This window comes from Streptomyces resistomycificus (genome assembly GCF_001514265.1).
GTDB lineage: Bacteria > Actinomycetota > Actinomycetes > Streptomycetales > Streptomycetaceae > Streptomyces > Streptomyces resistomycificus.
Genome location: NZ_KQ948992.1, coordinates 416172 through 440645, shown reverse-complemented (window position 1 = coordinate 440645; position 24474 = coordinate 416172). Strand labels below are relative to the sequence as shown.

General features: G+C 70.9%; 22 protein-coding genes and 1 tRNA gene. 12 read left to right on the top strand and 11 right to left on the bottom strand.

Annotated elements, in window-relative coordinates:
• The first annotated feature begins 137 nt into the window (after positions 1 to 137).
• Both AQJ84_RS20245 and AQJ84_RS20240 read left to right on the top strand, forming a co-directional pair.
• Positions 138 to 1049, top strand: coding sequence for a hypothetical protein (locus AQJ84_RS20245; RefSeq protein WP_051869674.1), 912 nt, complete (start codon positions 138 to 140; stop codon positions 1047 to 1049).
• Between the two features lie 98 nt (positions 1050 to 1147).
• Positions 1148 to 2797 carry a hypothetical protein gene (locus tag AQJ84_RS20240; protein ID WP_128092218.1) on the top strand — a complete coding sequence of 550 codons (1650 nt, stop codon included), beginning with the start codon at positions 1148 to 1150 and terminating at the stop codon, positions 2795 to 2797.
• A gap of 256 nt (positions 2798 to 3053) precedes the next feature.
• Here the strand turns inward: AQJ84_RS20240 and AQJ84_RS20235 are convergent.
• From AQJ84_RS20235 to galU, 7 genes are all read right to left on the bottom strand, one after another.
• Positions 3054 to 3127 (bottom strand) — tRNA-Ala (locus AQJ84_RS20235).
• Between the two features lie 81 nt (positions 3128 to 3208).
• Entirely contained in the window at positions 3209 to 4468 is a 1260-nt protein-coding gene (sepX, locus tag AQJ84_RS20230) for a divisome protein SepX/GlpR (protein WP_053191963.1), read from the bottom strand.
• Positions 4469 to 4652: 184 nt separating this feature from the next.
• Positions 4653 to 5267, bottom strand: coding sequence for a GNAT family N-acetyltransferase (locus AQJ84_RS20225; RefSeq protein ID WP_030039085.1), 615 nt, complete (start codon positions 5265 to 5267; stop codon positions 4653 to 4655).
• Positions 5268 to 5287: 20 nt separating this feature from the next.
• Entirely contained in the window at positions 5288 to 5794 is a 507-nt protein-coding gene (locus AQJ84_RS20220) for a MogA/MoaB family molybdenum cofactor biosynthesis protein (RefSeq protein WP_030039084.1), read from the bottom strand.
• Positions 5791 to 6270, bottom strand: coding sequence for a cyclic pyranopterin monophosphate synthase MoaC (moaC, locus tag AQJ84_RS20215; protein ID WP_030039083.1), 480 nt, complete (start codon positions 6268 to 6270; stop codon positions 5791 to 5793). The genes AQJ84_RS20220 and moaC overlap by 4 nt, the downstream gene beginning before the upstream one ends.
• A gap of 62 nt (positions 6271 to 6332) precedes the next feature.
• The gene (glp, locus tag AQJ84_RS20210; protein WP_030039082.1) at positions 6333 to 7658 is read right to left on the bottom strand and encodes a molybdotransferase-like divisome protein Glp; all 1326 of its coding nucleotides are present in this window, start codon (positions 7656 to 7658) and stop codon (positions 6333 to 6335) included.
• Between the two features lie 5 nt (positions 7659 to 7663).
• Positions 7664 to 8566: a UTP--glucose-1-phosphate uridylyltransferase GalU gene (gene galU / locus AQJ84_RS20205; protein WP_030039081.1), complete on the bottom strand. Its 903-nt coding sequence runs from the start codon at positions 8564 to 8566 to the stop codon at positions 7664 to 7666.
• A 132-nt stretch (positions 8567 to 8698) separates the two neighbouring features.
• Between galU and AQJ84_RS20200 the strand changes: the two genes are divergently transcribed.
• Positions 8699 to 9283 (top strand): 5-formyltetrahydrofolate cyclo-ligase, encoded by a 585-nt coding sequence (locus tag AQJ84_RS20200; RefSeq protein ID WP_078631701.1) that lies wholly within the window; start codon positions 8699 to 8701, stop codon positions 9281 to 9283.
• Between the two features lie 61 nt (positions 9284 to 9344).
• Here the strand turns inward: AQJ84_RS20200 and AQJ84_RS20195 are convergent, their stop codons facing one another.
• Entirely contained in the window at positions 9345 to 12137 is a 2793-nt protein-coding gene (locus AQJ84_RS20195; RefSeq protein ID WP_030039079.1) for a penicillin acylase family protein, read from the bottom strand.
• Between the two features lie 242 nt (positions 12138 to 12379).
• On the opposite strand from AQJ84_RS20195, the gene AQJ84_RS20190 reads away from it, so the two are divergent.
• The 6 genes from AQJ84_RS20190 to mscL all read left to right on the top strand — a co-directional run bounded on the left by AQJ84_RS20190 (position 12380) and on the right by mscL (position 18240).
• The gene (locus AQJ84_RS20190; RefSeq protein WP_030039078.1) at positions 12380 to 13918 is read left to right on the top strand and encodes a potassium/proton antiporter; all 1539 of its coding nucleotides are present in this window, start codon (positions 12380 to 12382) and stop codon (positions 13916 to 13918) included.
• Between the two features lie 272 nt (positions 13919 to 14190).
• Positions 14191 to 15453: an MFS transporter gene (locus AQJ84_RS20185; protein ID WP_030039077.1), complete on the top strand. Its 1263-nt coding sequence runs from the start codon at positions 14191 to 14193 to the stop codon at positions 15451 to 15453.
• A gap of 67 nt (positions 15454 to 15520) precedes the next feature.
• Positions 15521 to 15865 (top strand): FmdB family zinc ribbon protein, encoded by a 345-nt coding sequence (locus AQJ84_RS41080; protein ID WP_078631699.1) that lies wholly within the window; start codon positions 15521 to 15523, stop codon positions 15863 to 15865.
• A gap of 138 nt (positions 15866 to 16003) precedes the next feature.
• On the top strand, positions 16004 to 16837 hold the full coding sequence (locus tag AQJ84_RS20175) for an S-methyl-5'-thioadenosine phosphorylase (protein ID WP_030039075.1): 834 nt from the start codon (positions 16004 to 16006) through the stop codon (positions 16835 to 16837).
• Positions 16838 to 17052: 215 nt separating this feature from the next.
• Positions 17053 to 17637 carry a hypothetical protein gene (locus AQJ84_RS20170; protein WP_053191967.1) on the top strand — a complete coding sequence of 195 codons (585 nt, stop codon included), beginning with the start codon at positions 17053 to 17055 and terminating at the stop codon, positions 17635 to 17637.
• A gap of 138 nt (positions 17638 to 17775) precedes the next feature.
• Complete coding sequence (gene mscL, locus AQJ84_RS20165) at positions 17776 to 18240, top strand: large conductance mechanosensitive channel protein MscL (RefSeq protein ID WP_053191969.1); 465 nt, start codon at positions 17776 to 17778, stop codon at positions 18238 to 18240.
• Between the two features lie 35 nt (positions 18241 to 18275).
• Here mscL and AQJ84_RS42350 read toward each other — a convergent pair whose 3' ends face one another.
• Positions 18276 to 18452 carry a hypothetical protein gene (locus AQJ84_RS42350; protein WP_107082748.1) on the bottom strand — a complete coding sequence of 59 codons (177 nt, stop codon included), beginning with the start codon at positions 18450 to 18452 and terminating at the stop codon, positions 18276 to 18278.
• A 106-nt stretch (positions 18453 to 18558) separates the two neighbouring features.
• On the opposite strand from AQJ84_RS42350, the gene AQJ84_RS20160 reads away from it, so the two are divergent.
• The 3 genes from AQJ84_RS20160 (at position 18559) to AQJ84_RS20150 (ending at position 21869) form a co-directional block, all read left to right on the top strand.
• Complete coding sequence (locus tag AQJ84_RS20160) at positions 18559 to 19587, top strand: P1 family peptidase (protein ID WP_030039073.1); 1029 nt, start codon at positions 18559 to 18561, stop codon at positions 19585 to 19587.
• 131 nt (positions 19588 to 19718) lie between these two features.
• Positions 19719 to 20936: a L,D-transpeptidase gene (locus AQJ84_RS20155; protein ID WP_030039072.1), complete on the top strand. Its 1218-nt coding sequence runs from the start codon at positions 19719 to 19721 to the stop codon at positions 20934 to 20936.
• Positions 20937 to 21122: 186 nt separating this feature from the next.
• Complete coding sequence (locus AQJ84_RS20150) at positions 21123 to 21869, top strand: DUF6227 family protein (protein WP_030039071.1); 747 nt, start codon at positions 21123 to 21125, stop codon at positions 21867 to 21869.
• A gap of 25 nt (positions 21870 to 21894) precedes the next feature.
• Here the strand turns inward: AQJ84_RS20150 and AQJ84_RS20145 are convergent, their stop codons facing one another.
• Together AQJ84_RS20145 and AQJ84_RS20140 are read right to left on the bottom strand one after the other, a co-directional pair.
• A complete protein-coding gene (locus AQJ84_RS20145; RefSeq protein ID WP_030039070.1) occupies positions 21895 to 22137 on the bottom strand; it encodes a hypothetical protein in 243 nt (80 codons plus the stop codon).
• A gap of 91 nt (positions 22138 to 22228) precedes the next feature.
• Positions 22229 to 24286 carry a PTS fructose transporter subunit IIABC gene (locus AQJ84_RS20140; protein ID WP_030039069.1) on the bottom strand — a complete coding sequence of 686 codons (2058 nt, stop codon included), beginning with the start codon at positions 24284 to 24286 and terminating at the stop codon, positions 22229 to 22231.
• Positions 24287 to 24474 lie beyond the last annotated feature (188 nt).

Genomic DNA, 24474 nt, shown 5'->3' with positions numbered 1-24474 from the left:
GCCAGTTCCCGCGGCGCCACGCTGCGGCCCCGTCCTCCGGTCATGAGGATGCGCTCCTGACTGTCGAAGTGCACACTCACGACAAAGGTGGCTACTTGTATAGCCACGTCTCGTGGTGTGTTCCTTTGGAGAGGGATGTGAGCGGCGCGATCCTCGGCTACCGGCCGCTGGAAGAGCCGGCGGAATGGCCCCTGGTCGCCGACGGCGTCCGCATGGTGGCCGCTGCGACATGCGATTCGGTCCCGTATACGGTGCCGAAGGTGATGCTGGTGCTGTCCGGCCTCGCGACGTTCGCCGAGCGCGCCGGTCTCGCCCGCGATCCGCTGACCTGGCTCGCCCCCGAAACGATCACCCGGTACCTGGTCACGCGTCCCGGGCTCAGGGGCAGCACCCTTCAGACGTACCGCAGCATCCTCCTGCGGGTCCGGGAAGCGCTCCTGTGGCTTGAGACCGGCCAGCAACCCGCACCGAAGCTGCGTGCCTCGCGGCAACGCCCCGCTCCTTACACGCCCCCCGAGCTTGCTCGCTTCTTGATGTGGGCGCGGGGCCTGCCACCGCTCAGCACGCACGGCGGCAGCGCCCTCGCTCTTCTCGCACTGGGCGCGGGCTGCGGTCTCTCGCGCCGGGAGGTCCTCGCCGACCGCGGGACCCACGTCACCGTGCTGCCTTCCGAAACCGTCGTGGTCGCCGTCCCCGGCAGTGACCGCCTCGTCGTCTGCCGCGCCATGTGGGAGCAGGTCCTCGCCGACCGTGCCCGGTCCGCGGGCGACGGTTACCTCTTCCTGCCGCAGCGTCAGACGCCGGAGCCCAAAAATGGGATCACGAACTGGGTGAAGCGCACCCAGGACGGATCGACCGGCCTGCCCGAGCTGAAACTGGCCCGGCTCCGCAGCTCGTGGATCGTCGAGCTGCTGCGGCAACGCGTCCCGGAGGACGTGGTCGCCGCCGCGGCCGGCATGAGCTCGACCGCGGGGCTCGCCCCGTACCGGAGCTGGGTGCCGAAACTCACCGAGGAGGCCACCAGGCGCATGCTCCGGGGTTGGGCATGAGGACCCCGGCGGACGACCCCCGGTACCAGGCAGGCAATGGGCGTCCGAGACGCCCGTACCCGCATTCACCGGAACCGTCCAAATTGGACGACGGACGCGTGAGGAAGCTGCACCTCGTCCTGCGGCGCAGTGGCATCGTGGAGGAGGTGGAAGAGCGTTTCGCAGCCCTCCCCGGACCTCGGGGGTACCCCGTGGGCCTGGTGCTGCTGGGGCTCGTCTGTGCCTGCTACGAGAAGGCGAGCACCAACCTCGACGACGCCTTCGAAACCATCACCTTCGGCATCAGCGACCGTCTGCGCACCGAACTGGGCGTGCCCGCCTGTGACATCGAGGACCAGGACGCGGTCAACGCCCTGTACAACCGCTTCCACCGGGCGTGGAGCCGCCTGGTGAGGATCTTCGACCCGGTCCCGCACGAGCGGCGCAGCCGTCTGTCCCGGGCCGAGGGCCGCAGGGTCGCCGACGCCTGGAACGGCCCCGCGAGCGAGCCCGCACTGCGCCGTCTCGAAGAACTCGCCAACCGGCTGGTCACCACACCGGTCCGCATCGCCTTCACCAAGGGACTGATGCGCCACTGGCACGGTGACATCGCCATCGACACGACGGCCGTGCCGAGTTGGGCCCGCCCCCACACGCGCAAGCGTTCCTCCCTCGAGGCGAGCGCCAACTGGCACTACAAGGGGGGTGGGGACAGGGAGTTCGGTTACAGCGCCACACTGGCCATCGCCGCCCACGCGGATCCCGGACGGGCCGGGCGCTACCCGCAGCTGACCCTCGGCATGGTCCTGCACACGCCGCAGAAGGACATGGGACGTCATGCCCACTACGTCAGCATGATCCTCTCCCGCTTGACCCACGTGCGCGGCTTCGCCGCAGCCGACCGTGCCTACACCAAGCTCTACCCCCAGGACTTCCACCAGCCCCTGCGCGCCCTCGGCTTCATGCCCGTGCTCGACCTCACCAAGGACCAGGTCGGCTTCGAGGGTCACCACCAGGGCGCCATCGCCAAAGCGGGGCGCCTCTTCTGCCCCCGGACGCCCCGTCCCCTGCTCGACCTCTACCAACGCATCCGGGACGCCAAGAACGAGCGGGAGCGCATCCCGCTGCGGGAGCAGCTCCGAGAGGTCGAGTCCTACGCGCTCGTCCGCAAGGCCACAGCGGACGATCGGGGCAACGAGCGCTACTCCTGCCCTGCGGCGAAGCTCAACTGCGCCTGGGCCGCGGAGCGGGAACAGCGCAGCTCGCGCAAGAGCACACAGGCGCCGGCCGTCATCGACCTCGAGGATCCCCGCAGTCGCCTGGCCCACCCCGCGGGTCGGCCGAAGGTCACGGTCCCGAAAGTGCCCTTCGGGGAACGACCCAAGTGTTGCGACCAGTCCTCCGTCACGGTGCAGGTGCACGTGATGCCGCGCATGAGGCAGGACCTGCCCTGGCAGAGCACGTCCTGGGCCCTGGCCTACCAGACGCTGCGATCCCACATCGAAGGAGGGAACGGACGCCTCAAATCGGTCGACGCGGCCCTGCACGCCCGTGAGAAGCGGCAGCCCCGCGGGAGGGTCGCCCAGAGCCTCCTGGCGGCGATCACGGTGATGGTCGAGAACATCATCGAGTTGGAACGCTTCCGCAGGGCCAGCAAGGACTGCGCCCGCACGGTCCTCGACCTGGAGGCCGACGAAGTCCTCATCCCCTACCCGGCGGGTCCGGGAGCGTCCGAGCCCACTGGCGGTGCCATAAGCCGCAGCCCGTGACCGGCTGGCCGGACCACATCTGAAGATCGACGAGCCACGAGACCGCAGGCACACGGCCCCACGCCCGCGGTCCCCGCGGCATGCCCGCATCTCCACCGCCGATCCCGACCCGCCGCCCGAAGGGCGTCGCCCCAGCGAGCAAGTGGGCAGACTTGCGTACTAACTACGCCTGAAACGGCGAGATCCCGACCCGACGGTGACCGTCTGATCGGGATCTCGCGAACCGTTCCCGGGCTAACCCGCGAACGGCCCTGCGTGGACCTGAGGGGATTCGAACCCCTGGCCCCCTCGATGCGAACGAGGTGCGCTACCGGACTGCGCCACAGGCCCTTGCAACGAGTGAAACTCTAGCATCCCCGTCAGGGTGCTTGGAAATCCGTTCCCGGCTGGTCAGCAAGGGCCTTGTGGGGCTCACTCGTTGGCGGCTCGCGGCCGGTCGCCGTCCTCGTACTGGTCGAACAGGGGGGTGCGGCCGCGCTCGCGGGAGCGGCGGGCGGAGGCGGCTCGACGGCCACCCCGGCGACCGCCCGTCGCGGGCTTGTCCTCCGCGTCGGCGGCCTGCTCCTCCGCTTCGGCGTCCCTCGCGTCGGGCCGGTCCTCCTGCTCGGGCGTGACGGCACTGGAGCGCGCCGAGCTCCACGCGTCCGGAGCGCCGAGGTCCACGTCGGAGGTGGCCCGCGGAGCGACCGGGGCGGTCACGTACGTCGGCAGCGGCACCGGTACCGGGTCCCAGCTGTCGCCGTGGCCGGGCCGCTGCTGCCGCTCGCGCTGCTGGTCCACCCACTCCGCGTGGTCGGTCTGCTCGACGAGCGCCCGCCGGTCCGCGGCGAGCGCGGACAGCCCGGGGTCCAGCTCCGACTCGGGTCCTTCGTCCGGCTCCTCTGCTTCGGCGGCCGCGTCGGCGGAGGCGCGCCGGCGCGGCTGGCGTGCCCGCTCGCGCAGTCGCTGCGCGGCGGCTTCGGCGCGACGCCGGTCCATCTGGTAGGCGAAGCGCCGGCGCTCCTGGGAGCGCAGGTACGCGATGTACCCGCTGAGCAGCACGGCGGGCACGCCGGGTGCCCAGAGGAAGGCGAGCCCGCCGACCGCGGCGACGATCGCGCCGAGCGAGAAGGCGACGAAGAGCATGACCGTGGTACGCCGTCGGCGCGCGAGCACCTTGACACGCCGGGCGCGCGCTGCGGCCGCCTCCTCCGAGGGCGTGCGCCGGGGAGCCGGTACCCGCTTGCGCGCGGGCGCGCCACCGGATGCGCGCGCCGCGGCCGCCTCTTCGCGCCCCGGCTCGCGCGCCGGTTCACGTACTCCCTCTCGCGCCGGATCGCGTCCGGCGTCACGGGCCGGCTCACGCACCTGCTCGCGGGCCTGTTCCGGCCGCGCGGATGCCTGGGTCTGCGGACGGGTCGGGGGCATGGCGAAGGCCCGGACGTCCACCGAATCGGTGACCGCGTCCGGATCGACGGCGCTGGGCTCCCCCTCCTCGGTGGAGCGCGCCCGCAGGTCCTTGGCGTATCGGCGCTCCATCCCCGCCCGGCCTGACAGCAACCGGATGGCTGTGCTGAAGCGTTCCGTCGGACGGGCCTCGTTCAGCTCGTCCTGCCTACGGAGCCACATCGGCACCAAGTAGGCGGCCCAGGCCCCGACAATGACTGCGTAGATGAGGCCGCTGCTGCTCACGCCTCACACGGTAGAGGGGTTTGCGTGAGGCCATCTGCCAATTGCGCCGGTGTGTCGCACGATCTGGCTGATATTTCGAGCTTTTTTTGTGACCGATGCGATCAACAGGCCGCCGAGGTAGCGAATTCAATGCCCTCAGACGGTCATCTGCCGATCATTTTCGAACACATATTCCATTTCCGCGTTATGCGGGGTTGTCGTGCGGTGTACTGCGGGACCGTGCCCGCTGCCAGCGCCTGAGCAGACCGTCGGGCACCTCCTCAGCGGTGAGCGCGAAGACGAGATGGTCCCGCCAGGCGCCGTCGATGTGGAGATATCGCGGTCTGAGGCCCTCGTCGCGGAATCCGAGTTTCTCCACGACCCGGCGGCTGGGCCCGTTCTCGGGACGAATGCAGACCTCGATGCGGTGCAGCCCCACGGCCCGGAAACAGTGGTCCACGACGAGCGCCACGGCGGTCGGCATCACTCCGCGGCCCGCGACCGACTCGTCCACCCAGTACCCCACGTGCCCCGAGCACATCGAGCCCCAGGTGATCCCGGCCACCGTCAGCTGTCCGACCAGCCGCCCCTGGTACTCGATGACGAACGGGAGCATCCGCCCCGCGTTCGCCTCGGCCCGCAGGTGCCGGACCATCTGGCGGTAGGTCGGCCGGTGCGCGATCGGCCCGCTGGGCGTGGGCGGCGGGATCGTCGCCTCCCAGGGCCGCAGCCAGTCCCGGTTGCGCCGGTTGACCTCGCGCCAGGGCCGCTGGTCGCGCATCTTTATCGGCCGGAGGACGATGTCGCCGTCCGACAGCACGACAGGCCAGGATGGGCTGTTCAGCTCGCACCCCCGGTACTGGCGGCGGGTCTGGGGTGGTCGCCGCCGCGGATCTGGTCGACGGCGTGCGCCAACAGGGGTTCCAGGACGGCCAGCCCGTCCTTCACCCCGCCCGTGGAACCCGGCAGATTGACGATCAGGGTCCCGCCCGCCACACCGGCCAGGCCCCGGGAGAGCGCCGCCGTCGGCACCTTCTCCCGGCCGAAGGCCCTGATGGCCTCGGCGATGCCCGGCACCTCGTGGTCGATCACCGTGCGGGTGACCTCGGGGGTGCGGTCGGTCGGCGAGATGCCGGTGCCTCCGGTGGTGACGATCACGTCGTACCCGGCGTCGACGCCCGCGCGCAGCGCGGCCTCGACGGGGTCGCCGTCGGGCACGACCTGGGGGCCCTCGACGGTGAAGCCGAAGCGCCGCAGGCCCTCGGCGATCAGCGGGCCGCCCTTGTCCTCGTAGACCCCGGCGGCGGCACGGTTGGAGGCGGTGACCACCAGTGCGCGATATGTCATGCCCGACTCCAGTCGCCCGACTTGCCGCCCGTCTTCTCCTCGACCCGGACGTCCGTGATGACCGCTCCCTTGTCGACCGCCTTGACCATGTCGACCACGGTGAGCGCGGCGACCGACACCGCGGTGAGTGCCTCCATCTCGACGCCCGTACGGTCCGTGGTCTTCACCGTGGCCAGGATCTCCACGGCGTCGTCCGCGACCCGCAGATCCAGTTTCACACCGGACACCGACAAGGGGTGACACAGCGGGATGAGGTCGGGGGTGCGCTTGGCGCCCATGATGCCCGCGATCCGCGCGGTGGCCAGGGCGTCGCCCTTGGGGACGCCCTCACCACGCAGCAGCTCGATCACACGGGGTGAGACCAGGACGCGGCCGCTGGCGCGGGCGGTGCGCGCGGTCACGTCCTTCCCGGATACGTCGACCATGCGGGCGGCGCCCGCCTCGTCGATGTGGGTCAGTCGGTCCTGCGTACTCATGCTCTGGGGTGCTCCCGGTCCGGGCCTGTTGTGCGCGACACGGTACCGCCATCCTGGAGCACTCAGCCGAGCAGGACGACCTCGACCTCGGTGCCGGGCTCCACCGACTCCACGTCCTCGGGGACGACGATCAGCGCGTCCGCGTGCGCGAGGGCCGCGACCAGGTGGGATCCGGCGCCGCCGACCGGGGTGACAGCGCCGTCGGCGTACGCCCCGCGCAGGAACTGCCGGCGGCCCTTCGGCGAGGTCAGCGCCTTGTCTGCGGTGAGGGTGGCGCGGGTCCGCGGGCGGTGGACCTCCTCCAGGCCCATCAGGGCACGGATCGCCGGACGGACGAACAGCTCGAAGGAGACGTACGACGACACCGGGTTGCCGGGGAGGGCGAGCAGGGGCGTGTGGTCGGGGCCGATGGAGCCGAAGCCCTGGGGCTTGCCGGGCTGCATGGCGAGCTTGCGGAACTCCACACCGCCGCCGGCCTCGTCCTCGTCGTCGCCGACCTGGGACAGCGCCTCCTTGACTACGTCGTACGCCCCGACGCTCACCCCGCCCGTCGTGACCATGAGGTCGGCGCGCACCAGCTGGTCCTCGATGGTGGACCGGAGGGTCTCGGCGTCGTCGGCGACCGCGCCCACCCGGTAGGCGATGGCGCCGGCGTCACGGGCGGCCGCGGTGAGGGCGAAGCTGTTGGAGTCGTAGATCTGGCCGCTGCCGAGGTCCTCGCCGGGCGGGACGAGTTCACTGCCGGTGGACATGACGACCACCCGGGGGCGGGGGCGCACCCGGACCGTGCCGCGGCCGATCGCGGCGAGCAGCGCGATCTGCGGCGGGCCGAGGACGGTGCCCGACTCCAGGGCACGGTCCCCCGCCTTCACGTCGCTGCCCTGGGCACGCACGTGCGCGCGTGCCGCGGCCTGGCGGTAGACCTGCACATGCCCCTGGGCGCCCTCGGGTGCCAGGGCGCGGGCGAGCATCCCGGTCACGGGGCCCTCGTCGAGGCCGCCGTCGGTCCACTCCACCGGGACGACGGTCTCGGCGCCGGGCGGCAGCGGGGCTCCGGTCATGATGCGGGCGGCCTGTCCGGGCCCCACATGGAGCAGGTCGGCCTGGCCCGCCGCGACGTCCCCGACGACCTCGAGGGACGCCGGGAACTCCTCGCTCGCGCCCGCGACATCCGCGACCCGCACCGCGTACCCGTCCATGGAGCTGTTGTCGAACGGGGGCAGGGAGACCGGCACCGTGACGTCCTCGACCAGGACACAGCCCTGGGCGTCGAGGAGTTGCAGCTCGATGGGTTCGAGGGGGCGGACGGTCGCGAGGATGTCCTCCAGGTGCTCGTCCACCGACCAGAGTTGGTCGTGGCCGGCGGGGTGGGGCGCGGCGCTGCTCAACGTTGTTACATCTCCTCGGCTACGTAACTGCGAAGCCAGGTCCGGAAGTCCGGGCCCAGGTCTTCACGTTCGCATGCGAGTCTGACAATGGCACGCAGGTAGTCGCCCCGGTCGCCGGTGTCATAGCGGCGGCCCTTGAAGACGACGCCGTGCACGGGGCCGCCGACCTTCTCGTCCTCGGCGAGCTGCTGGAGGGCGTCGGTGAGCTGGATCTCGCCGCCGCGGCCGGGCTCGGTCTTGCGCAGTATCTCGAAGATGTGCGGGTCCAGGACGTAGCGCCCGATCACCGCGTAGTTCGACGGGGCGTCGGCCGGGTCCGGCTTCTCCACCAGGCCGGTGACCCTGACGGTGTCGCCGTCCTCGGTGGGCTCCACGGCCGCACAGCCGTAGAGGTGGATCTGCTCGGGCGCGACCTCCATGAGCGCGATGACGCTGCCGCCGCGCTGTTCCTGGATTTCGACCATCCGCTTGAGCAGGGGGTCGCGCGGGTCGATCAGGTCGTCGCCGAGCAGGACCGCGAAGGGCTCGTGCCCGACGTGCGGGGCGGCGCACAGCACGGCGTGGCCGAGGCCCTTGGGGTCGCCCTGGCGGACGTAGTGCATGGTGGCGAGGTCGCTGGACTCCTGCACCTTCGCGAGCCGGCTCGCGTCGCCCTTCTTCTGAAGGGCCGATTCCAGCTCGTAGTTGCGGTCGAAGTGGTCCTCCAGGGGGCGCTTGTTGCGTCCCGTGATCATGAGGACGTCATCGAGGCCCGCGGAGACGGCCTCCTCGACCACATACTGGATCGCCGGCTTGTCGACGACCGGCAGCATCTCCTTGGGGGTGGCCTTCGTGGCCGGCAGGAACCGGGTGCCCAAGCCTGCTGCGGGAATGACAGCCTTGCTGATCCGAGGGTGTGACTGAGTCATGCCCGCAACCTTATCCGGTGCCTTTGCAGGGAATCTGAGGCTCCGGTTATTTGGCTCTCATATGAGCGTATTGAAGGGGTACGGGAGCATCCTTTGAGTCACACCGGACGTCCGGCCGAGCCTGACAAGCGAATGTTGCGGCGCGAGATCCTGGCGGTGAGGAGCAGGTTGACGGCCGATGACGTGCGGGAATCGGCCGTCGCCCTGGCCGGGCGGGCGCTGGCGCTGCCCGAGTTGGCGCACGCGCGCACGGTGGCGGCTTACCTCTCCGTCGGGAGTGAACCCGGCACGCTCGCGCTGCTGGACGCGCTGCGCGCGCGGGGCGTGCGGGTCCTGCTGCCGGCGCTCCTGCCCGACAACGACCTGGACTGGGGCGCCTACACCGGCGAGGGCTCCCTCACCCGCGTCCAACACGGCGGAAAGATGGCCCTCTTCGAGCCGTCCGGCGAGCGCCTGGGGCCGGACGCCGTGACCGCCGCCGACGCCGTGCTGCTGCCGGGCCTGGCGGTCGACGCCCGCGGCATGCGGCTGGGACGCGGCGGCGGATCGTACGACCGCGTCCTGGCCCGCCTGGAGCGCGCGGACGCGCACCCGGCGCTGGTGGTGCTGCTGTACGGCTCCGAGGTCGTGGAGCGCGTTCCCGTGGAGGCCCACGACCGGCCGGTGGACGCGGTCGTGACGCCGTCGGGTGTGCGCCGCTTCCGGCACGGCTCCTGAACGCGCCACGGCCCTCCACGCGTGCGTGGAGGGCCGTGGCGTCGGGCCGGGTGTCAGCGGCTCACGGCTCCAGGACGAGCGAGTCGACCGTGCTGTCGTCGACCGCCTTCTTCGAGAAGGACCAGTCCAGCAGTTCGCCCTTGACCCACTTGCCCGTCTGGTCGACGTAGTGGGCGCTGTAGGCGTGCCCCGAGGCACCGCTGAGGTTGATCCACTTCGACTTGTCGAGGTCGCCGAGGTTGACCACCATCCGCATGGACGGCACCCAGACGACGTCGTAGCCGCCGGCCGCGTTCCAGCCGGTCGCGTTGACCGCCGCCTCGCCGCCGCCGAGCTTCCAGGGGCCGCGGTTGAGCATGTACTGCAGGAACCCGGGGCCCTCGGTGCCCAGCGTCTGGTTCTTCAGGAACAGGCGGTGCAGCCGGCCCCAGCTCCAGGTGTCGATGTCCTTGCCGAGCTTGGCGGTCAGCTCCCAGCGGGCGTCGATCATGGCGCGCTCGAACAGCTTGTCGCGGTTCTCGTAGGCGCCCGGGCGGTTGCCCGACTTGGGCGTCGTCCACCAGTCGCTCTTCTCGTCGTTCATGAGGTTGCGGACCACCTCGAACCAGCGGTCGCCGCCGTCGGGCTGCGCCTGGTCGGCGTCGCGCTGGCCGCACTCGCGCACCTTGCCGGTCTCGTCGACGGGGGCGGTGGTGTTGACCGGTTCGACGTAGATGCACTGGCCTTCGACCCGCAGCTCCTTTGGCAGCTTGTTGCCGAAGGCGAGCTTGAGGATGTTGCGCCAGACCGAGTTGAAGTAGGCGGCCGCCGCCGAGTCGGCGTCCTGGGTGTAGTCCCAGCCCTCGAGGAGCTCCTGCGCCTCGCGGACGTCCGCGTCGTCCAGGTTGATCTTCAGCAGCTTGGGCACGAGCAGCTTGGCGATCTCGCTGCTGTTGTCCAGCTGCATCTGGCGCATGTCGTCGGTGGAGATCTTGCCGCCACCCTTGATCTTCGACTCGATCAGGTCGGTGATCCGCTGGCTGCGGGTGCCGTAGCCCCAGTCCGTGGTGAGCGTGTAGGGGTACTTGTCCTTGTCGATCACGGCCTGGTTCGCGGTCACGATGTAGCCGCGTGCCGGGTCGTACTCGTAGGGCAGCTCGTCCTGCTTGATGTAGCCGGTCCACCGGTACTTGGAGTCCCAGCCGGGCGCCGGGATGGAACCGTCGAAGCCGTCCGCGCGCGTGGGGATCCTGCCGGGCAGCGTGTAGCCGATGTGGTTCTGGGTGTCGGCGTAGACGAGGTTCTGCGAGGGCACGTCGAACAGGGCCGCGGCCGCACGGAAGTCGTTCCAGTCGGCCGCCTTGCCCATCGCGAAGACGGCGTCCATGGAGGTGCCCGGGTCCAGAGCGGTCCATCTCAGGGCGATGCCGTAGCCGTCGCCGCGGTCGGGGGCGGCGCTGTCGACGGTGGCCTTCTTGCCGACCTTCACCAGCTCGTCGTTGCGGTCGGACAGCAGGGGCCCGTTGTTGGTCTCCCGGACGACGATCTTCTTGGGGGCCCCTCCGGCGACCTTGATGGTCTCCTCGCGGCTGGTGAAGGGCTTCACCTTGCCGTCGTAGAGGTAGCCGTCGCCGGAGAGCTTCTCCAGGTAGAGGTCGGTGACGTCGACGCCGGAGTTGGTCATCCCCCAGGAGATGTTCTGGTTGTGGCCGATGACCACGCCTGGCATGCCCGCGAAGGTGTAGCCGGTGACGTCGTACTGGCACTTGCTGGAGACGGTCCGGCAGTGCAGGCCCATCTGGTACCAGACGGACGGCAGCGAGGCCGACAGGTGCGGGTCGTTGGCCATCAGCGGCTTGCCGGTGATGGTGTACTTCCCGGCCACGACCCACGAGTTCGAGCCGATGCCGTTGCCGTTCACGCCGACGGCCGTGGGGACGTCGTCCAGGACGTCCTGGAGGCCCGACAGCTGGCTCTCCAGCGCGGAGCCCGCCGTGCCGGTGCCTGTGCCTGTACCCGTGCCGGTGCCGGTGCCGGTGCCCGTACCCGTGCCGGTGCCGGTGCCTGTACCCGTGGACGTGCCGCCGCTTCCCTCGAAGGTCCCGGAGAGCTCGTCGTACTGCCCCTGCTGCACGATCGTCTGGTTGCGGCTGTAGGGGTAGTCGGGGTACAGGTCGGCGATCTGCTTGGGACCGAGGCGGCTGGTCATCAGGGCCCGGTCGATCTCGTCCTTCATGTTGCCGCGCAGGTCCCACGCCATGGCCTTCAGCCACGACACCGAGTCGACGGGGGTCCACGCCTGGGGCTTGTAGTCGTTCTTGAAGCCGAGCGCCGCGTACTCCAGGGAGATCTCCTTGCCGCTCTTGCCCTGGAGGTAGGCGTTGACCCCCTTGGCGTAGGCCTGGAGGTACTTCTTGGTGGAGGCCGACAGCGTCTTGTCGTACTCCTCCTTGGCGATCCGGTCCCAGCCCAGCGTGCGCAGGAACTCGTCTTTGTCGACCTGGCCCTTGCCGAACATCTCCGACAGACGCCCGGAGGTCATGTGACGGCGTACGTCCATCTCGTAGAACCGGTCCTGCGCCTGGACGAAGCCCTGCGCCATGAACAGGTCCTCGTCGGAGGAGGCGTAGACCTGCGGGATGCCGTAGCTGTCACGCTTGACGTCCACGGGCCCCGACAGGCCGTCCAGCTTGATGGTGCCCTCGGTCTGCGGGAAGGAGGCACGGACGGTACTGACGGACCAGTACGCCCCGTACACGACGCCACCGATGATGGCCAGCACGAGGACAAAAACGAACAGTCGGGCTTTGCGCCCCTTCTTCCTGCCGGACTTGCCGGGCTTCTGACCCGATGAGGCGGTGGTGGTGGGGGGCATCGCTGTCCTTGCTGTCCTAACGCGAGCGGCAGGGCGGGCTGTGCTTTTGACTGAGCGCTGGAGCAACCATAGGCGCAGGGCCTGACGCCACTTGACGCGGAGTCGGGAACCAGCGCGGACGGGCGTTCGATCATGCCCTGGCAAGCGTCAAGAAATCGTCAAGAGTTAGGTAAGGTAACAAAGTACCTGGGTGCGGAGCCCCGCCACTTCGTGTCCTATGTACGTGAGCCCACGCGCGCGTGATGCCCGTGGGCCAGGGAAGGGAACGGCCGCTGACTGTCCACCACCTCAACCAGCTCCTGCTCGTCTGCTCGCTCGTCCTGCTCGTCGCCGTGGCAGCGGTCCGGATCTCCTCGCGCAGCGGGCTCCCCAGCCTGCTCGTGTACCTGGGGATCGGCGTCGCCATGGGCCAGGACGGCATCGGCGACATCCACTTCGACAACGCCGAACTGACCCAGGTCATCGGATACGCGGCCCTCGTCGTGATCCTGGCCGAGGGTGGCCTCGGCACGAAGTGGAAGGAGATCAAACCGGCCCTGCCGTCCGCCTCCGCGCTGGCACTGGTCGGGGTCTCGGTGAGCGTGGGAGTCACGGCCACGGCCGCCCACTATCTGATCGGCCTGGAATGGCGCCAGGCGCTCATCGTCGGGGCGGTGGTGTCCTCCACGGACGCCGCGGCGGTCTTCTCCGTCCTGCGGAAGATCCCCCTGCCCGCGCGCGTGACGGGCACCCTGGAGGCCGAGTCCGGCTTCAACGACGCCCCCGTGGTCATCCTGGTGGTCTCCTTCTCCACCGCGGGCGCCGTGGAGCACTGGTACGTGCTGCTCGGTGAGATAGCTCTCGAACTGGCCATCGGCGCCGCCATCGGCATCGCGGTGGGCTGGCTGGGCGCCTGGGGCCTGAGGCACGTGGCCCTGCCCGCCTCCGGCCTCTACCCGATCGCCGTGATGGCCATCGCCGTCACGGCGTACGCGGCGGGAGCACAGGCGCACGGCAGTGGCTTCCTCGCCGTCTACCTCGCCTCGATGGTCATGGGCAACGCCAAACTGCCGCACTGGCCCGCCACCCGCGGGTTCGCCGACGGGCTCGGCTGGATCGCCCAGATCGGCATGTTCGTCCTGCTCGGACTGCTGGTCACGCCGCACGAGCTGGGCGACGACATCCTGCCCGCACTGGTCATCGGGCTGGTGCTGACGATGGTGGCGCGCCCTCTGAGCGTGGTGGTGTGCCTCACACCGTTCCGGGTGTCGTGGCAGGAACAGACACTCATGTCCTGGGCCGGACTGCGCGGCGCGGTGCCCATCATCCTCGCGACGATCCCGATGGTGGAGGGCGTCGAGGCCAGCCGCCGGATCTTCAACATCGTCTTCGTCCTGGTCGTCGTCTACACCCTCGTCCAGGGACCGACCCTGCCGTGGCTGGCCCGCAAGCTGCACCTGGGCGAGGACCCCGCCGAGGCCGCCGACCTCGGCATCGAGTCGGCGCCCCTGGAGCGGCTGCGCGGGCATCTGCTGTCCGTCGCGATCCCCGACGGGTCGAAGATGCACGGCGTCGAGGTCAACGAGCTGCGCCTGCCGAAGGGCTCCGCGGTCACCCTGGTCGTACGGGATGACAAATCGTTCGTCCCCCTGCCGAGCACGGTGCTGAGGCGGGGCGACGAGCTCCTCGTCGTCGCCACGGATCCCGTCCGGGACGCGGCCGAGCGACGGCTTCGCGCGGTGGGGCAGGGCGGCAAGCTGGCCGGATGGCTGGGCACGGACTACACCGATCCGCACCGTTGAACACACGTTTCGTGTGATTCATCCCGCGCCAATCGCAGGCAGACGCATCTGTGGTGCTCGTTTTCACAGGCTCACCAGGCGTTGACCCCTGTACGATGAAGGCGCATTCCGATCGAACCAACTCTGCCTGACGCAGTGCTGGCGCGACCGTATGGCGGCCGGGACGCCCCCTCAGTGGGCGCCGGCATCTACCGCAGTCGGCGCAAGAGGACAGCTCTCGGTGCCCCCGCCGGAAACGGGTCGCGCTACCAGGCGGCAGAAAGGCACGGGCCGTGGCATCCACGGTCACCTCCCGCCCCGGCTACGGGCAACTGCTGCGCACCCGCGGCGCCTGGACGTTCCTGCTCCCCGGCTTCGCGGCACGCCAGCCGTTCGCGATGCTCACGGTGTCCATCGTGCTGCTGGTGCAGCACACCACCGGCTCCTACGGGGCGGCCGGCGCCGCCGCCGCGGTCACCGGTGTCTCCATGGCCCTGTTCGCGCCCTACAGCGGCCGCCTGGCCGACCGGTACGGGCAGCGCGCGGTACTGATCCCCGGCGTCCTGGTGCACGCCCTGTCGGGCCTGACCCTGACCGCGCTGGCACTGGCCGACGCCCCCCTGTGGGGACTGCTCCTCGCCGCCGTGCCCACGGGTGCCTCGACACCCCAGGTCGGCCCCATGGTGCGCGCCCGCTGGGGCGTGAAGCTCAAGGACTCGCCGCTGATGCCCACGGCGGCCGCGTTCGAGTCCGTCACCGACGAGTTCACCTTCGTCGTCGGCCCGCTGCTGGCCACCGCCCTGTGCACGGCCGTCGACCCGGCCGCGGGCCTGGTGACGGAGGCGTCGCTGACGCTGATCGGCGGCCTGCTGTTCGCCGCGCAGAAGAGCACCCAGCCGTCGGTCACCGTCGACGGGCACGCACGCGTGGAGCACGCTTCCGCGCTCCACGTCCCCGGCGTCCGGGTCCTGATCGTGGCCTTCCTCGGCATCGGTGCCGTCTTCGGCGGCATGCAGGTCTCGCTGGCCGCGTTCTCCGAGTCGATCGGCGAGCCGGGCCTGAACGGTGTCCTCTACGGCACCTTCGCCGCGGGCAACATGCTCTCCGGCCTGGTCTGCGGAGCCATCGCCTGGAAAGCCGCCCCCCGCCGGCGCCTGGTCGTCGCCTACGCCGCCCTGGCCCTGACCGCCTCCGGCCTGTGGGCCGCCGACTCGGTGCTCGTCCTGGCCGGCCTCGGCCTGCTCGTCGGCATGTGCATCGCGCCCGCCCTGATCACCGGCTACACCCTGGTCGAGGACCTGGTCCCGGCCGGCGCCCGCACCGAGGCCTTCACCTGGCTGACCGGAGCGGTCGCGCTCGGGCAGGCCGCGGCCGTCACGGTCGCCGGCCAGCTGGAGGACCGCTTCCGCGAGGGTGCCGGGTTCCTGGTGCCGATGGGGGGCACGCTGCTCGCGCTGGCGACCGTGCTGGCCCTGCGTTCACGGCTCTCGGCGCGGCCCCGCAGCCGGACCGTCGCACGTGGCGTGGGTCACCGCAGCCCGGTGGCAGTGGACTGATCCTCGGGAATACGTCACTATGGACCCTCGTTAGCACTCATTGAGTGAGAGTGCCAGGAGGAAGACAGTGCCCACCTATCAGTACCAGTGCACCGAGTGCGGCGAGGGCCTCGAGGCGGTGCAGAAGTTCACTGACGACGCCCTGACCGAGTGCCCCAGCTGCAATGGCCGCCTGAAGAAGGTGTTCTCCGCGGTCGGCATTGTCTTCAAGGGCTCCGGCTTCTACCGCAACGACAGCCGCGGCTCCTCGTCGAGCAGCTCCCCGGCGTCGGCCGGGAAGTCGTCGTCGGACTCGAAGTCCACCTCGACGTCGTCCTCGGACTCGAAGTCGTCCTCGGACTCGAAGTCGTCGAGCACGAGCACCTCGTCGTCGAGCACGAGCAGCTCGTCCAGCAGCACCTCGGCCGCGTAAGGCCGCACCAGACGTACACACGGAACCCTGCCGTCATCCGACGGCGGGGTTTCCGCCGTCCCCGGCTCCGCCTCGGGAGCCCGCGCTGTTTCCGTGCCCGGGCCCCGGGCCCGGACGGCGCCGGTTAGTGTGCTGGTCATGGCGAACGCAGAGATCGGCGTAATCGGTGGATCGGGCTTCTACTCGTTCCTGGACGACGTGACCGAGATCCAGGTGGACACGCCCTACGGGCCGCCCAGCGACTCCCTCTTCCTCGGCGAGATCGCCGGCCGACGGGTCGCCTTCCTGCCCCGGCACGGGCGCGGCCACCATCTGCCGCCGCACCGCATCAACTACCGCGCCAACCTGTGGGCGCTCAGGTCGGTCGGCGTGCGCCAGGTCCTCGGCCCGTGCGCGGTGGGCGGACTGCGGCCCGAGCACGGACCGGGCACGCTGCTGGTGCCGGACCAGCTGGTCGACCGTACGAAGACCCGGGCGGGCACGTACTTCGACGGGCTGCCGCTGCCGGACGGCACGGTGCCGAACGTGGTACACGTGTCGCTGGCCGACCCCTACTGCCCGGCCGGGCGGGCGGCCGCGCTCAAGGCGGCCCGTGGACAGGACTGGGAGCCGGTGGACGGCGGCACGCTGGTGGTGATCGAGGGGCCGCGCTTCTCGACCCGTGCCGAATCGTTGTGGCACCAGGCGCAGGGCTGGTCGGTGGTGGGCATGACCGGCCACCCGGAAGCAGCTCTCGCCCGTGAACTCGAGCTCTGCTACACGTCGTTGACCCTGGTCACGGACCTCGACGCCGGCGCCGAGACCGGTGAGGGCGTCTCGCACGACGAGGTACTGCGGGTGTTCGCCGCCAACGTGGGCCGCCTGCGGGGCGTGCTGTTCGACGCGGTGGCCGCGCTGCCGTCGGGCGAGGAGCGGGACTGCCTGTGCACGAACGCGTTGGGCGGGATGGATCCGGGGATCGTGCTGCCCTAGCGGGGCGGGGCCCCTGCCGCGTCGGTTCGGCCGCGACGGTTCGGCCGCATCGGTTCGGCCGCATCGGTTCGGAGCTTTCCGTTCGGAGCTTTCCGTTCGGGTGAGGGGGTTGTCCACAACCCGGCAGTAGTCCACCAGCCTCTGCGGAGATCGGCGCGAAGCCTCATCGTGGCATCGCAAGCCGATTCCTCGTCCCAGGTGGTGGTCCCGTGCCCATGCCCCTCGCCCCTTCCCCGTCACCCTCTCCTTTCCCGTCGCTCTCCCCCTCCCCCACCCTCTCCGCTTCTCTCCGGCCTCCGCGCCCGCTCGGCACGGACGCCCCTCCGACGTGCGAGGTGCCGCACTTCGCCCCCGTTCGGGTCCGCGGCGGTCGCGGTCGGCTGCAACGGCTCGTACGGCACCGGAGGCGAGCCGTGGCGGTCGGTCTCGCCGTCACCGCGGCCGCGCTCGTGGCGGCGGGCCCCGGTGACGCGGAGCGCCCCCGCGGACATCCGGCGGCGGATCCCGCCGGGGAGCACCGAGCCGTCCGGACCGTGACCGCACCGGTGCGGATCGCCGACGGGGCCACCGTCCGGCTGCTGCGGCCCGGTGACCGGGTGGACGTCATCGCCGCCGAGGAGACGGCGTCGGGCGGCGAAGCTCGTGTCGTCGCGCGTGGGGCGCGGGTGACGAAGGTGCCGGAGCCGGCGGCCGACGCGACCGAGGCCGGGGCGCTGGTCGTGCTGTCGGTGCCGCGTGCCACCGCGGCGAATTTGGCCGGTGCGAGCGCCACGGCCCGGCTGGCGGTGACGCTGTGTTGAGCCACGCGGTTGCGGCGGCGCGCGCATCCCCGTCAAGTCCCTCGTTGGAGCGCCCCCATTGGACAGGGTCGCCTCGCCCTGACGTAGGTTGCGGAGCTGTTCGTTCCACAAACTGTGCATGCGAGGAGAGTCCCCCAAGTGAGCGAGAAGCAGCCGAGTGTCTGGGAGGGCTTCAAGGCCTTCCTGATGCGCGGGAACGTTGTCGATCTGGCAGTGGCGGTAGTCATCGGCGCCGCCTTCACCAACATCGTCAACTCGGTGGTGAAGGGGCTCATCAACCCGCTGGTCGGAGCGATCGGCACCAAGAACCTGGACACCTACGACTCCTGCCTGAGCGACAACTGCCAGGGCGAGGAGGGCATCCGGATCCTGTGGGGCTCGGTCCTCGGCGCCACGCTGACCTTCGTGATCACCGCGGCCGTCGTCTACTTCCTGATGGTCCTGCCCATGGCGAAGTACCTGGCCCGGATGGAGGCCCGCAGGAAGGCGAAGGAGGGCGCGCAAGAGGTGATGGAGGTGACCGAGCTGGAGGTGCTCAAGGAGATCCGAGACACGCTGGTCGCGCAGCAGCGGCAGCGCGGGTCGGGCCACGACGAGCCGTAGCGGTGGTCGACGGGCCGGGCGGCGGCCCGCCCGGCTCACAGGTGGTGGGGCGGCTTCTCGTCGAGGAAGCGCTTGAGGTCGGCTGCGCTGTCGGTGCCGGAGCGCTCGCCCCACCCTCGGTCCGTGTCGTCCGAGGACTGCTGGTCCAGCGGATCGTCGAAGACCAACGCGGGCTTCGGCTCGCGCGGCTCGGGCTCGGGGGCGGTGGTCATGCGTCCAGGGTACGGCCCTGGTGCGTGACACCCCCGCCGTGGTGCTCAAGGGCCCCGACCGCCCGGCGTACCGGGACGGAGCCGGCTCCTGGACGACACTTGCCCCATGACAGTCGACGCTTTGACGGACGTGGCCGGGGTGCGGGTGGGGCATGCCACACGCACCGGTGACGGGTGGCTCACCGGAACCACGGTCGTGCTCGCTCCCGAGGGCGGCGCGGTGGCCGCCGTGGACGTGCGGGGTGGCGGCCCCGGCACCAAGGAGACCGACGCCCTCGATCCGCGCAACGTGGTGCAGAAGGTCGACGCCGTCGTGCTGACCGGTGGCAGTGCGTACGGGCTCGACGCGGCGACGGGGGTGATGGCCTGGCTGGAGGACCAGGGGCGCGGGGTGCGGGTGGGGGCGGACCCCTCCCACGTGGTGCCGGTGGTGCCCGCGGCCTGTGTCTTCGACCTGGGGCGGGGCGGTGACTTCCGGGCCAGGCCGGACGCGGCGACCGGCCGGGCCGCGGTCGAGGCGGCGGCTTCGAGCCAACCTGGCGTTCGGGTGCGGGAGGGATGCGTGGGCGCGGGCACCGGCGCCGCGGTGGGGCTGATGAAGGGCGGCGTGGGCACCGCGAGCGTCGTCCTCGGCTCGGGGATCACGGTGGCCGCGCTGGTGGTGGCCAACGCGGCGGGATCGGTGACGGATCCGGAGACGGGGGTGCTGTACGGGGAGTTGTTCCAGGGGCGGGTGGCTTACCCGGAGCCGCCGGTCCACGACGCGGCGCGGCGGCGCCTCGCGGAGGTCGCGGCGAGGAACGCGCCGCCACCGCTCAACACCACGCTCGCGGTGGTCGCCACCGACGCGGACCTGTCGAAGGCGCAGGCGCAGAAGGTGGCCGGCACCGCGCACGACGGCATCGCGCGCGCCGTACGGCCGGTGCACCTGCTCCACGACGGGGACACGGTGTTCGCGCTGGCGACCGGGGCCCGCCCGCTCGACGCCGGGAGCCCCCTGGCCCTGAACGAGATCCTCGCGGCGAGCGCGGACGTCGTGACCCGCGCGATCGTGCGCGCCGTGCGGGCCGCCGAGCCGGTGGAGGGGCCGGGCGGAGCGTGGCCGTCCTACGAGGAGCTGTACGGGGAACACTGACGCGAAAATGTGCCGTTTCTGTCACGTGATGGCGTTCACGGCGTTCGTTGGGAACCCGGCCCTCGGCCGGTCCCCTCTTTCTCCACGCACCGGAGCGGACCGCACAACGACCCCTGAACCTGGAGCAGCTCGTGACAACGCCGGACAAAGCAGCGCGGCGCGTAATCGGGGCCTGTGCCGCCCTGATGGTCGGCGCCCTCACCCTCGGCGCCTGCGGAAGTGGCGCCGACACCAAGAACGGGGACGAGAGCGGCGGCGACTCCACCGACAACTCGGCGGCGAAGATCGCCATCTCGGCCGAGGACGGCTCGACCGGTGCGTCGATCAACACCACCGGCGTGAAGGTCAGCGACGGGAAGCTGACGGACGTGAAGATGACGGTGGTGGGCGCGGGGACCGCCGTACCGGGGGCGATGTCCGCCGACGGTGGCAGCTGGAAGCCGAGGGAGCAGCTGGAGCGCGGGACGAAGTACGAGATAACGGCGAGGGCGAAGGACGCGAACGGGCGTACCGCGGCCGCCGACTCGGCCTTCACCACGGTGAGCAAGGCGAACAGCTTCATCGGGACGTACACGCCGGACGGCGGGGCCACGGTCGGCGCCGGGATGCCGGTGTCGTTCAACTTCGACAAGGCGATCGACGACAAGAAGGCCGTGCAGTCGCACATCACGGTGTCGTCGAGCAGCGGGCAGAAGGTGGTCGGCCACTGGTTCGGGGCGCAGCGGCTCGACTTCAGGCCCGAGGAGTACTGGAAGACCGGTTCCAAGGTCACGCTGCGGATCGACCTGGACGGCGTCGAGGGCGCGAAGGGCGTCTACGGCGTGCAGCAGAAGACGGTCAGCTTCACGGTCGGGCGCTCGCAGGTCTCCACGGTCGACGTGAACACGCAGACCATGACCGTCGTACGGGACGGCCGGACGCTCAGGTCGATCCCGATCTCGGCGGGCAGCGCCGAGTTCACGACGTACAACGGGCAGATGGTGATCTCCGAGAAGTTCACGAAGCTGCGGATGGACAGCAGGACGGTCGGCCTGGACAACGCGTACGACATCCCGGACGTCCCGCACGCGATGCGGCTGACCACGTCGGGCACGTTCCTCCACGGCAACTACTGGTACAACAAGGGCAACCCGCCCTTCGGCCGGGAGGGCACCAGCCACGGCTGCGTCGGGCTCCAGGACGTGCGGGGCGCGCAGGGGGCCACGCCGGCCAAGTGGTTCTACGACAACTCGATCCCGGGCGACGTCGTGGTCGTCAGGAACTCCCCCGACAAGACGGTGTCGCCCGACAACGGGTTGAACGGCTGGAACATGGCGTGGAGTCAGTGGACCGCGGGCAGCGCGACGTGATCGCCGGACGGTGCTCAAGTGCCGTCTGACCGGCGCTTTTTGACGCATGCTCGGGCCGCGTGGGAACTTTCCCCGCGGCCCGGCCGTTTTCCGGGCGTACGTTTTCTCGGTTCCCGGACATGATGTCCGACCGAGGGGCTACGGTATGCACCCACAAGGTGACATGCAGCAACGCCGGGAGAAACCTTGAGCGTTCCGTACGAGACGGCAGCGTACGAACCACCCGAGTCGCCCGAGTCTCCGGAGGAGCATCTCGCGCGGCTCCTCGGCCGTGCCCTGAACTCCTTCGAACTGCCCGACGAGACGATAGGGCGTCTGGACTGCGCGCTGGCGCACGACGGCTCGCTGCACTCCGCGCACCACAGCGCGGGCCTGCACCGGGAGACGTACCGGCACTCCTGGCTGCTCGTCGACGGCTCGGCGATCACGCTGTGGGAGCTCGTCCACAACACCGCGCCGGGCAGCGCCCCGCAGCACGAGGTGTATGTCGACGAGGAGGAGCTGCGGGCCGCCACCGCGCGGCTGCCGCTGCCTGCGGAAGCGCCGGACTTCGAGCTGCCGGTGACGGTCCAGCTCTCGCCGGTCCCCGGGCCGCGGCACGCGTATGTGCCCGACGACTCAGCGGATCACGCGCGTCGGCTGCTGCGCCGGGCGGAGAACGCGGACCGGCCGGACGCGGAGACGGCCGCGCTGCTGACCGAGGCGTTCGCGCACCAGATCACCCAGGCCTTCGGGCGCCCGGGCCGAGCGGGCCGCGCCCGGCTGTGCTTCTCGCTCTACGAGCACGCTTTCCTGCTGCGGGACGGCGCGGAGGTCTCCCTCTGGGAGGTCGAGCACACCGCGACGCCGGACGGACGGCACATGTGCGAGGTGTACGCGAGCGAGGACGCGGCCAGGGACGCGATGGAGCGGCGGGCCGCGCAGGTGTCCTGAACGGACGGGTGCTCGCCTCGGCGGGTCAGCGGCCGAGCCGCCGTACCAGGCCGGCGAAGGCGTCCGCTTCCGCCGGGGTCAGCTCGACGGACTCCCGCTGCGGGCCGACCCGCTGGTGCGGCAGCGCGGACAGGGTGTGTGCGCGCCACAGGGCGGCCTCGCCACGGCCGCGGCGCAGCATGAAGACCAGGCCGACGGTCCATGCGACGGCCACCAGGACGAGGAAGGTCATACCAAGCCACTGGTAGACCGAGACGTGCTCAGGCATGCGTTCCAGTAGACACCACGGTCCGGGACCGAAGCCCCGGACCGTGACGTATCTCGCATGTGCCGTGAACAACTCACGGCTGCCCAAAGGGCTAGGCGGCCACCGGCTGCTTCTTCTCCGCCGCCGGCGACGGGCCCTCGGCCGCCTCCGCGGTCGCGGCCCCGAGGGCCGGCTTGCGCATGCTCTTCAGTACGACGACCAGCGCCGTGGTGACGCACACACCCGCCGCGATGGCGAGCAGGTAGAGGAAGGGGCTGCCGATCAGCGGGACCACGAAGATGCCGCCGTGCGGGGCGCGCAGGGTGGCGCCGAACGACATCGACAGGGCGCCGGTGACCGCGCCGCCCGCCATGGAGGCCGGGATGACACGCAGCGGGTCGGCCGCGGCGAACGGGATCGCGCCCTCGGAGATGAAGGAGGCTCCCAGGACCCAGGCGGCCTTGCCGTTCTCACGCTCGGTCGGCGTGAAGAGCTTCTTGCGCACCGTGGTCGCCAGCGCCATGGCCAGCGGCGGGACCATGCCCGCGGCCATCACGGCGGCCATTACCTTCATCGCGGAGTCGCTGGGGTTCTGGGCGGCGATGCCGGCCGTGGCGAAGGCGTAGGCGACCTTGTTGACCGGTCCGCCGAGGTCGAAGCACATCATCAGGCCGAGCAGGACGCCGAGCAGGACGGCGTTGGTGCCGGAGAGGCCGGAGAGCCAGTCCGTCATGCCCTTCTGGGCCTCGGCGATGGGCTTGCCGACCACGACGAACATCAGGAAGCCGACGACGATGGAGGAGATCAGCGGGATCACCACCACCGGCATGATGCCGCGCAGCACCGGCGGGATCCTGATCCGCTGGATCGCGAGGACGACGCCGCCCGCCAGCAGACCGGCGACCAGACCGCCGAGGAAGCCGGCGGCGATGTTGGAGGCGATCATGCCGCCGACGAAGCCGGGGACGAGACCGGGGCGGTCCGCCATGCCGTACGCGATGTAGCCGGCCAGGACCGGGATGAGGAACCCGAAGGCGACTCCGCCGATCTGGAACAGCAGGGCCGCCCAGCTGTCGATCTGGGTCCAGGAGAAGTGCTCCATGACCGAGGGCGCCTTGTTGATCTCCCAGCCGCCGATCGCGAAGCCGAGCGCGATCAGCAGACCGCCCGCGGCGACGAACGGGACCATGTAACTGACGCCGGTCATCAGCCACTTGCGGAGCTTGGTGCCGTAGCTGTCGCCGGACTCGCCGGCCCGCTCGACCGGCGTACCGCCCTGGGCGCCCGCGGTGACCTCACCGCGCTCGGCCTTGCCGCGCACGTCGGCGATCAGTGCGGCGGGCTTGTTGATGCCGGCCTTCACGCCGACGTCGACCGTGGGCTTCCCGGCGAAGCGGTCCTTCTCCCGTACGGGCACGTCGTGGGCGAAGATCACGCCGTCCGCCGCCGCGATCACCGCCGGGTCGAGCCGGGTGAAACCGGCCGAGCCCTGGGTCTCGACGACGAGCTCGACGCCCGCCTCACGGCCCGCGTTCTCCAGCGACTCGGCCGCCATGTAGGTGTGGGCGATGCCGGTGGGGCAGGAGGTGACGGCGACGATGCGGAACGGGCGCTCCGCGTCAGGCTCCGCCTCGCTGCCCGCTGTGGCGTCGGCGGAGGCCGCCGCCGACGCCACAGCGGAGTCTTCGAAACCGGCGGCCGCGGGCTCTTCGGAACCGGCGGCCGCGGGCTCTTCCCCGCGGATCAGCGCGGCCGCGGCCGCCGCGTCGCCGACCGACCGCAGCGCGTCGGTGAACTCGGCGTTCATCAGCTGCCGGGCCAGCGACGACAGGATCGTCAGGTGGGCGTCGTCGGCGCCCGCCGGTGCGGCGATCAGGAAGATCAGGTCGGCCGGGCCGTCGGCCGCGCCGAAGTCGATGCCGGCGGAGCTGCGTCCGAAGGCGAGCGTCGGCTCGGTCACGTGCTCGCTGCGGCAGTGCGGGATGCCGATGCCGCCGTCGAGGCCGGTCGGCATCTGGGCCTCGCGGGCGGCGACGTCGGCGAGGAAGCCCTCCAGGTCGGTCACCCGGCCCAGGGCGACCATGCGCTCGGCGAGGGCACGTGCCGCCGCTTCCTTGGTGTCGGCGGACAGGTCGAGATCGACCAGGTCCGCGGTGATCATGTCGCTCATCGCGGGCTCCTTCGCACGCGTATCGCCCGGGGGGTGTGGTGGGCGCAACGGGGGACGGGGGTGCAGTGGGGGGCTGTGGGGCTGGTGGAGGAGGCCGGGCCGGGGAGTGCCCGCCTCCTCCGGGCGGCGGGTCGGCCGGCGGCGGCGAGTAACGGGGAGTCTCGCCGCCCCGGGGCCGGTCCGCCGGC

What these genes read in the sequence shown, in the direction of transcription:
- AQJ84_RS20200 (WP_078631701.1), top strand. Translation starts at nt 8,699, where the DNA reads ATGTTGCGGCGCGAGATCCTGGCGGTGAGGAGCAGGTTGACGGCCGAT.
- AQJ84_RS20160 (WP_030039073.1), top strand. Translation starts at nt 18,559, where the DNA reads ATGACAGTCGACGCTTTGACGGACGTGGCCGGGGTGCGGGTGGGGCAT.
- AQJ84_RS20220 (WP_030039084.1), bottom strand. Translation starts at nt 5,794, where the DNA reads ATGACATATCGCGCACTGGTGGTCACCGCCTCCAACCGTGCCGCCGCC.
- AQJ84_RS20175 (WP_030039075.1), top strand. Translation starts at nt 16,004, where the DNA reads ATGGCGAACGCAGAGATCGGCGTAATCGGTGGATCGGGCTTCTACTCG.
- galU (WP_030039081.1), bottom strand. Translation starts at nt 8,566, where the DNA reads ATGACTCAGTCACACCCTCGGATCAGCAAGGCTGTCATTCCCGCAGCA.
- AQJ84_RS20195 (WP_030039079.1), bottom strand. Translation starts at nt 12,137, where the DNA reads ATGCCCCCCACCACCACCGCCTCATCGGGTCAGAAGCCCGGCAAGTCC.
- AQJ84_RS20190 (WP_030039078.1), top strand. Translation starts at nt 12,380, where the DNA reads ATGCCCGTGGGCCAGGGAAGGGAACGGCCGCTGACTGTCCACCACCTC.
- moaC (WP_030039083.1), bottom strand. Translation starts at nt 6,270, where the DNA reads ATGAGTACGCAGGACCGACTGACCCACATCGACGAGGCGGGCGCCGCC.
- AQJ84_RS20140 (WP_030039069.1), bottom strand. Translation starts at nt 24,286, where the DNA reads ATGAGCGACATGATCACCGCGGACCTGGTCGATCTCGACCTGTCCGCC.
- AQJ84_RS20145 (WP_030039070.1), bottom strand. Translation starts at nt 22,137, where the DNA reads ATGCCTGAGCACGTCTCGGTCTACCAGTGGCTTGGTATGACCTTCCTC.
- AQJ84_RS42350 (WP_107082748.1), bottom strand. Translation starts at nt 18,452, where the DNA reads ATGACCACCGCCCCCGAGCCCGAGCCGCGCGAGCCGAAGCCCGCGTTG.
- AQJ84_RS20170 (WP_053191967.1), top strand. Translation starts at nt 17,053, where the DNA reads ATGCCCCTCGCCCCTTCCCCGTCACCCTCTCCTTTCCCGTCGCTCTCC.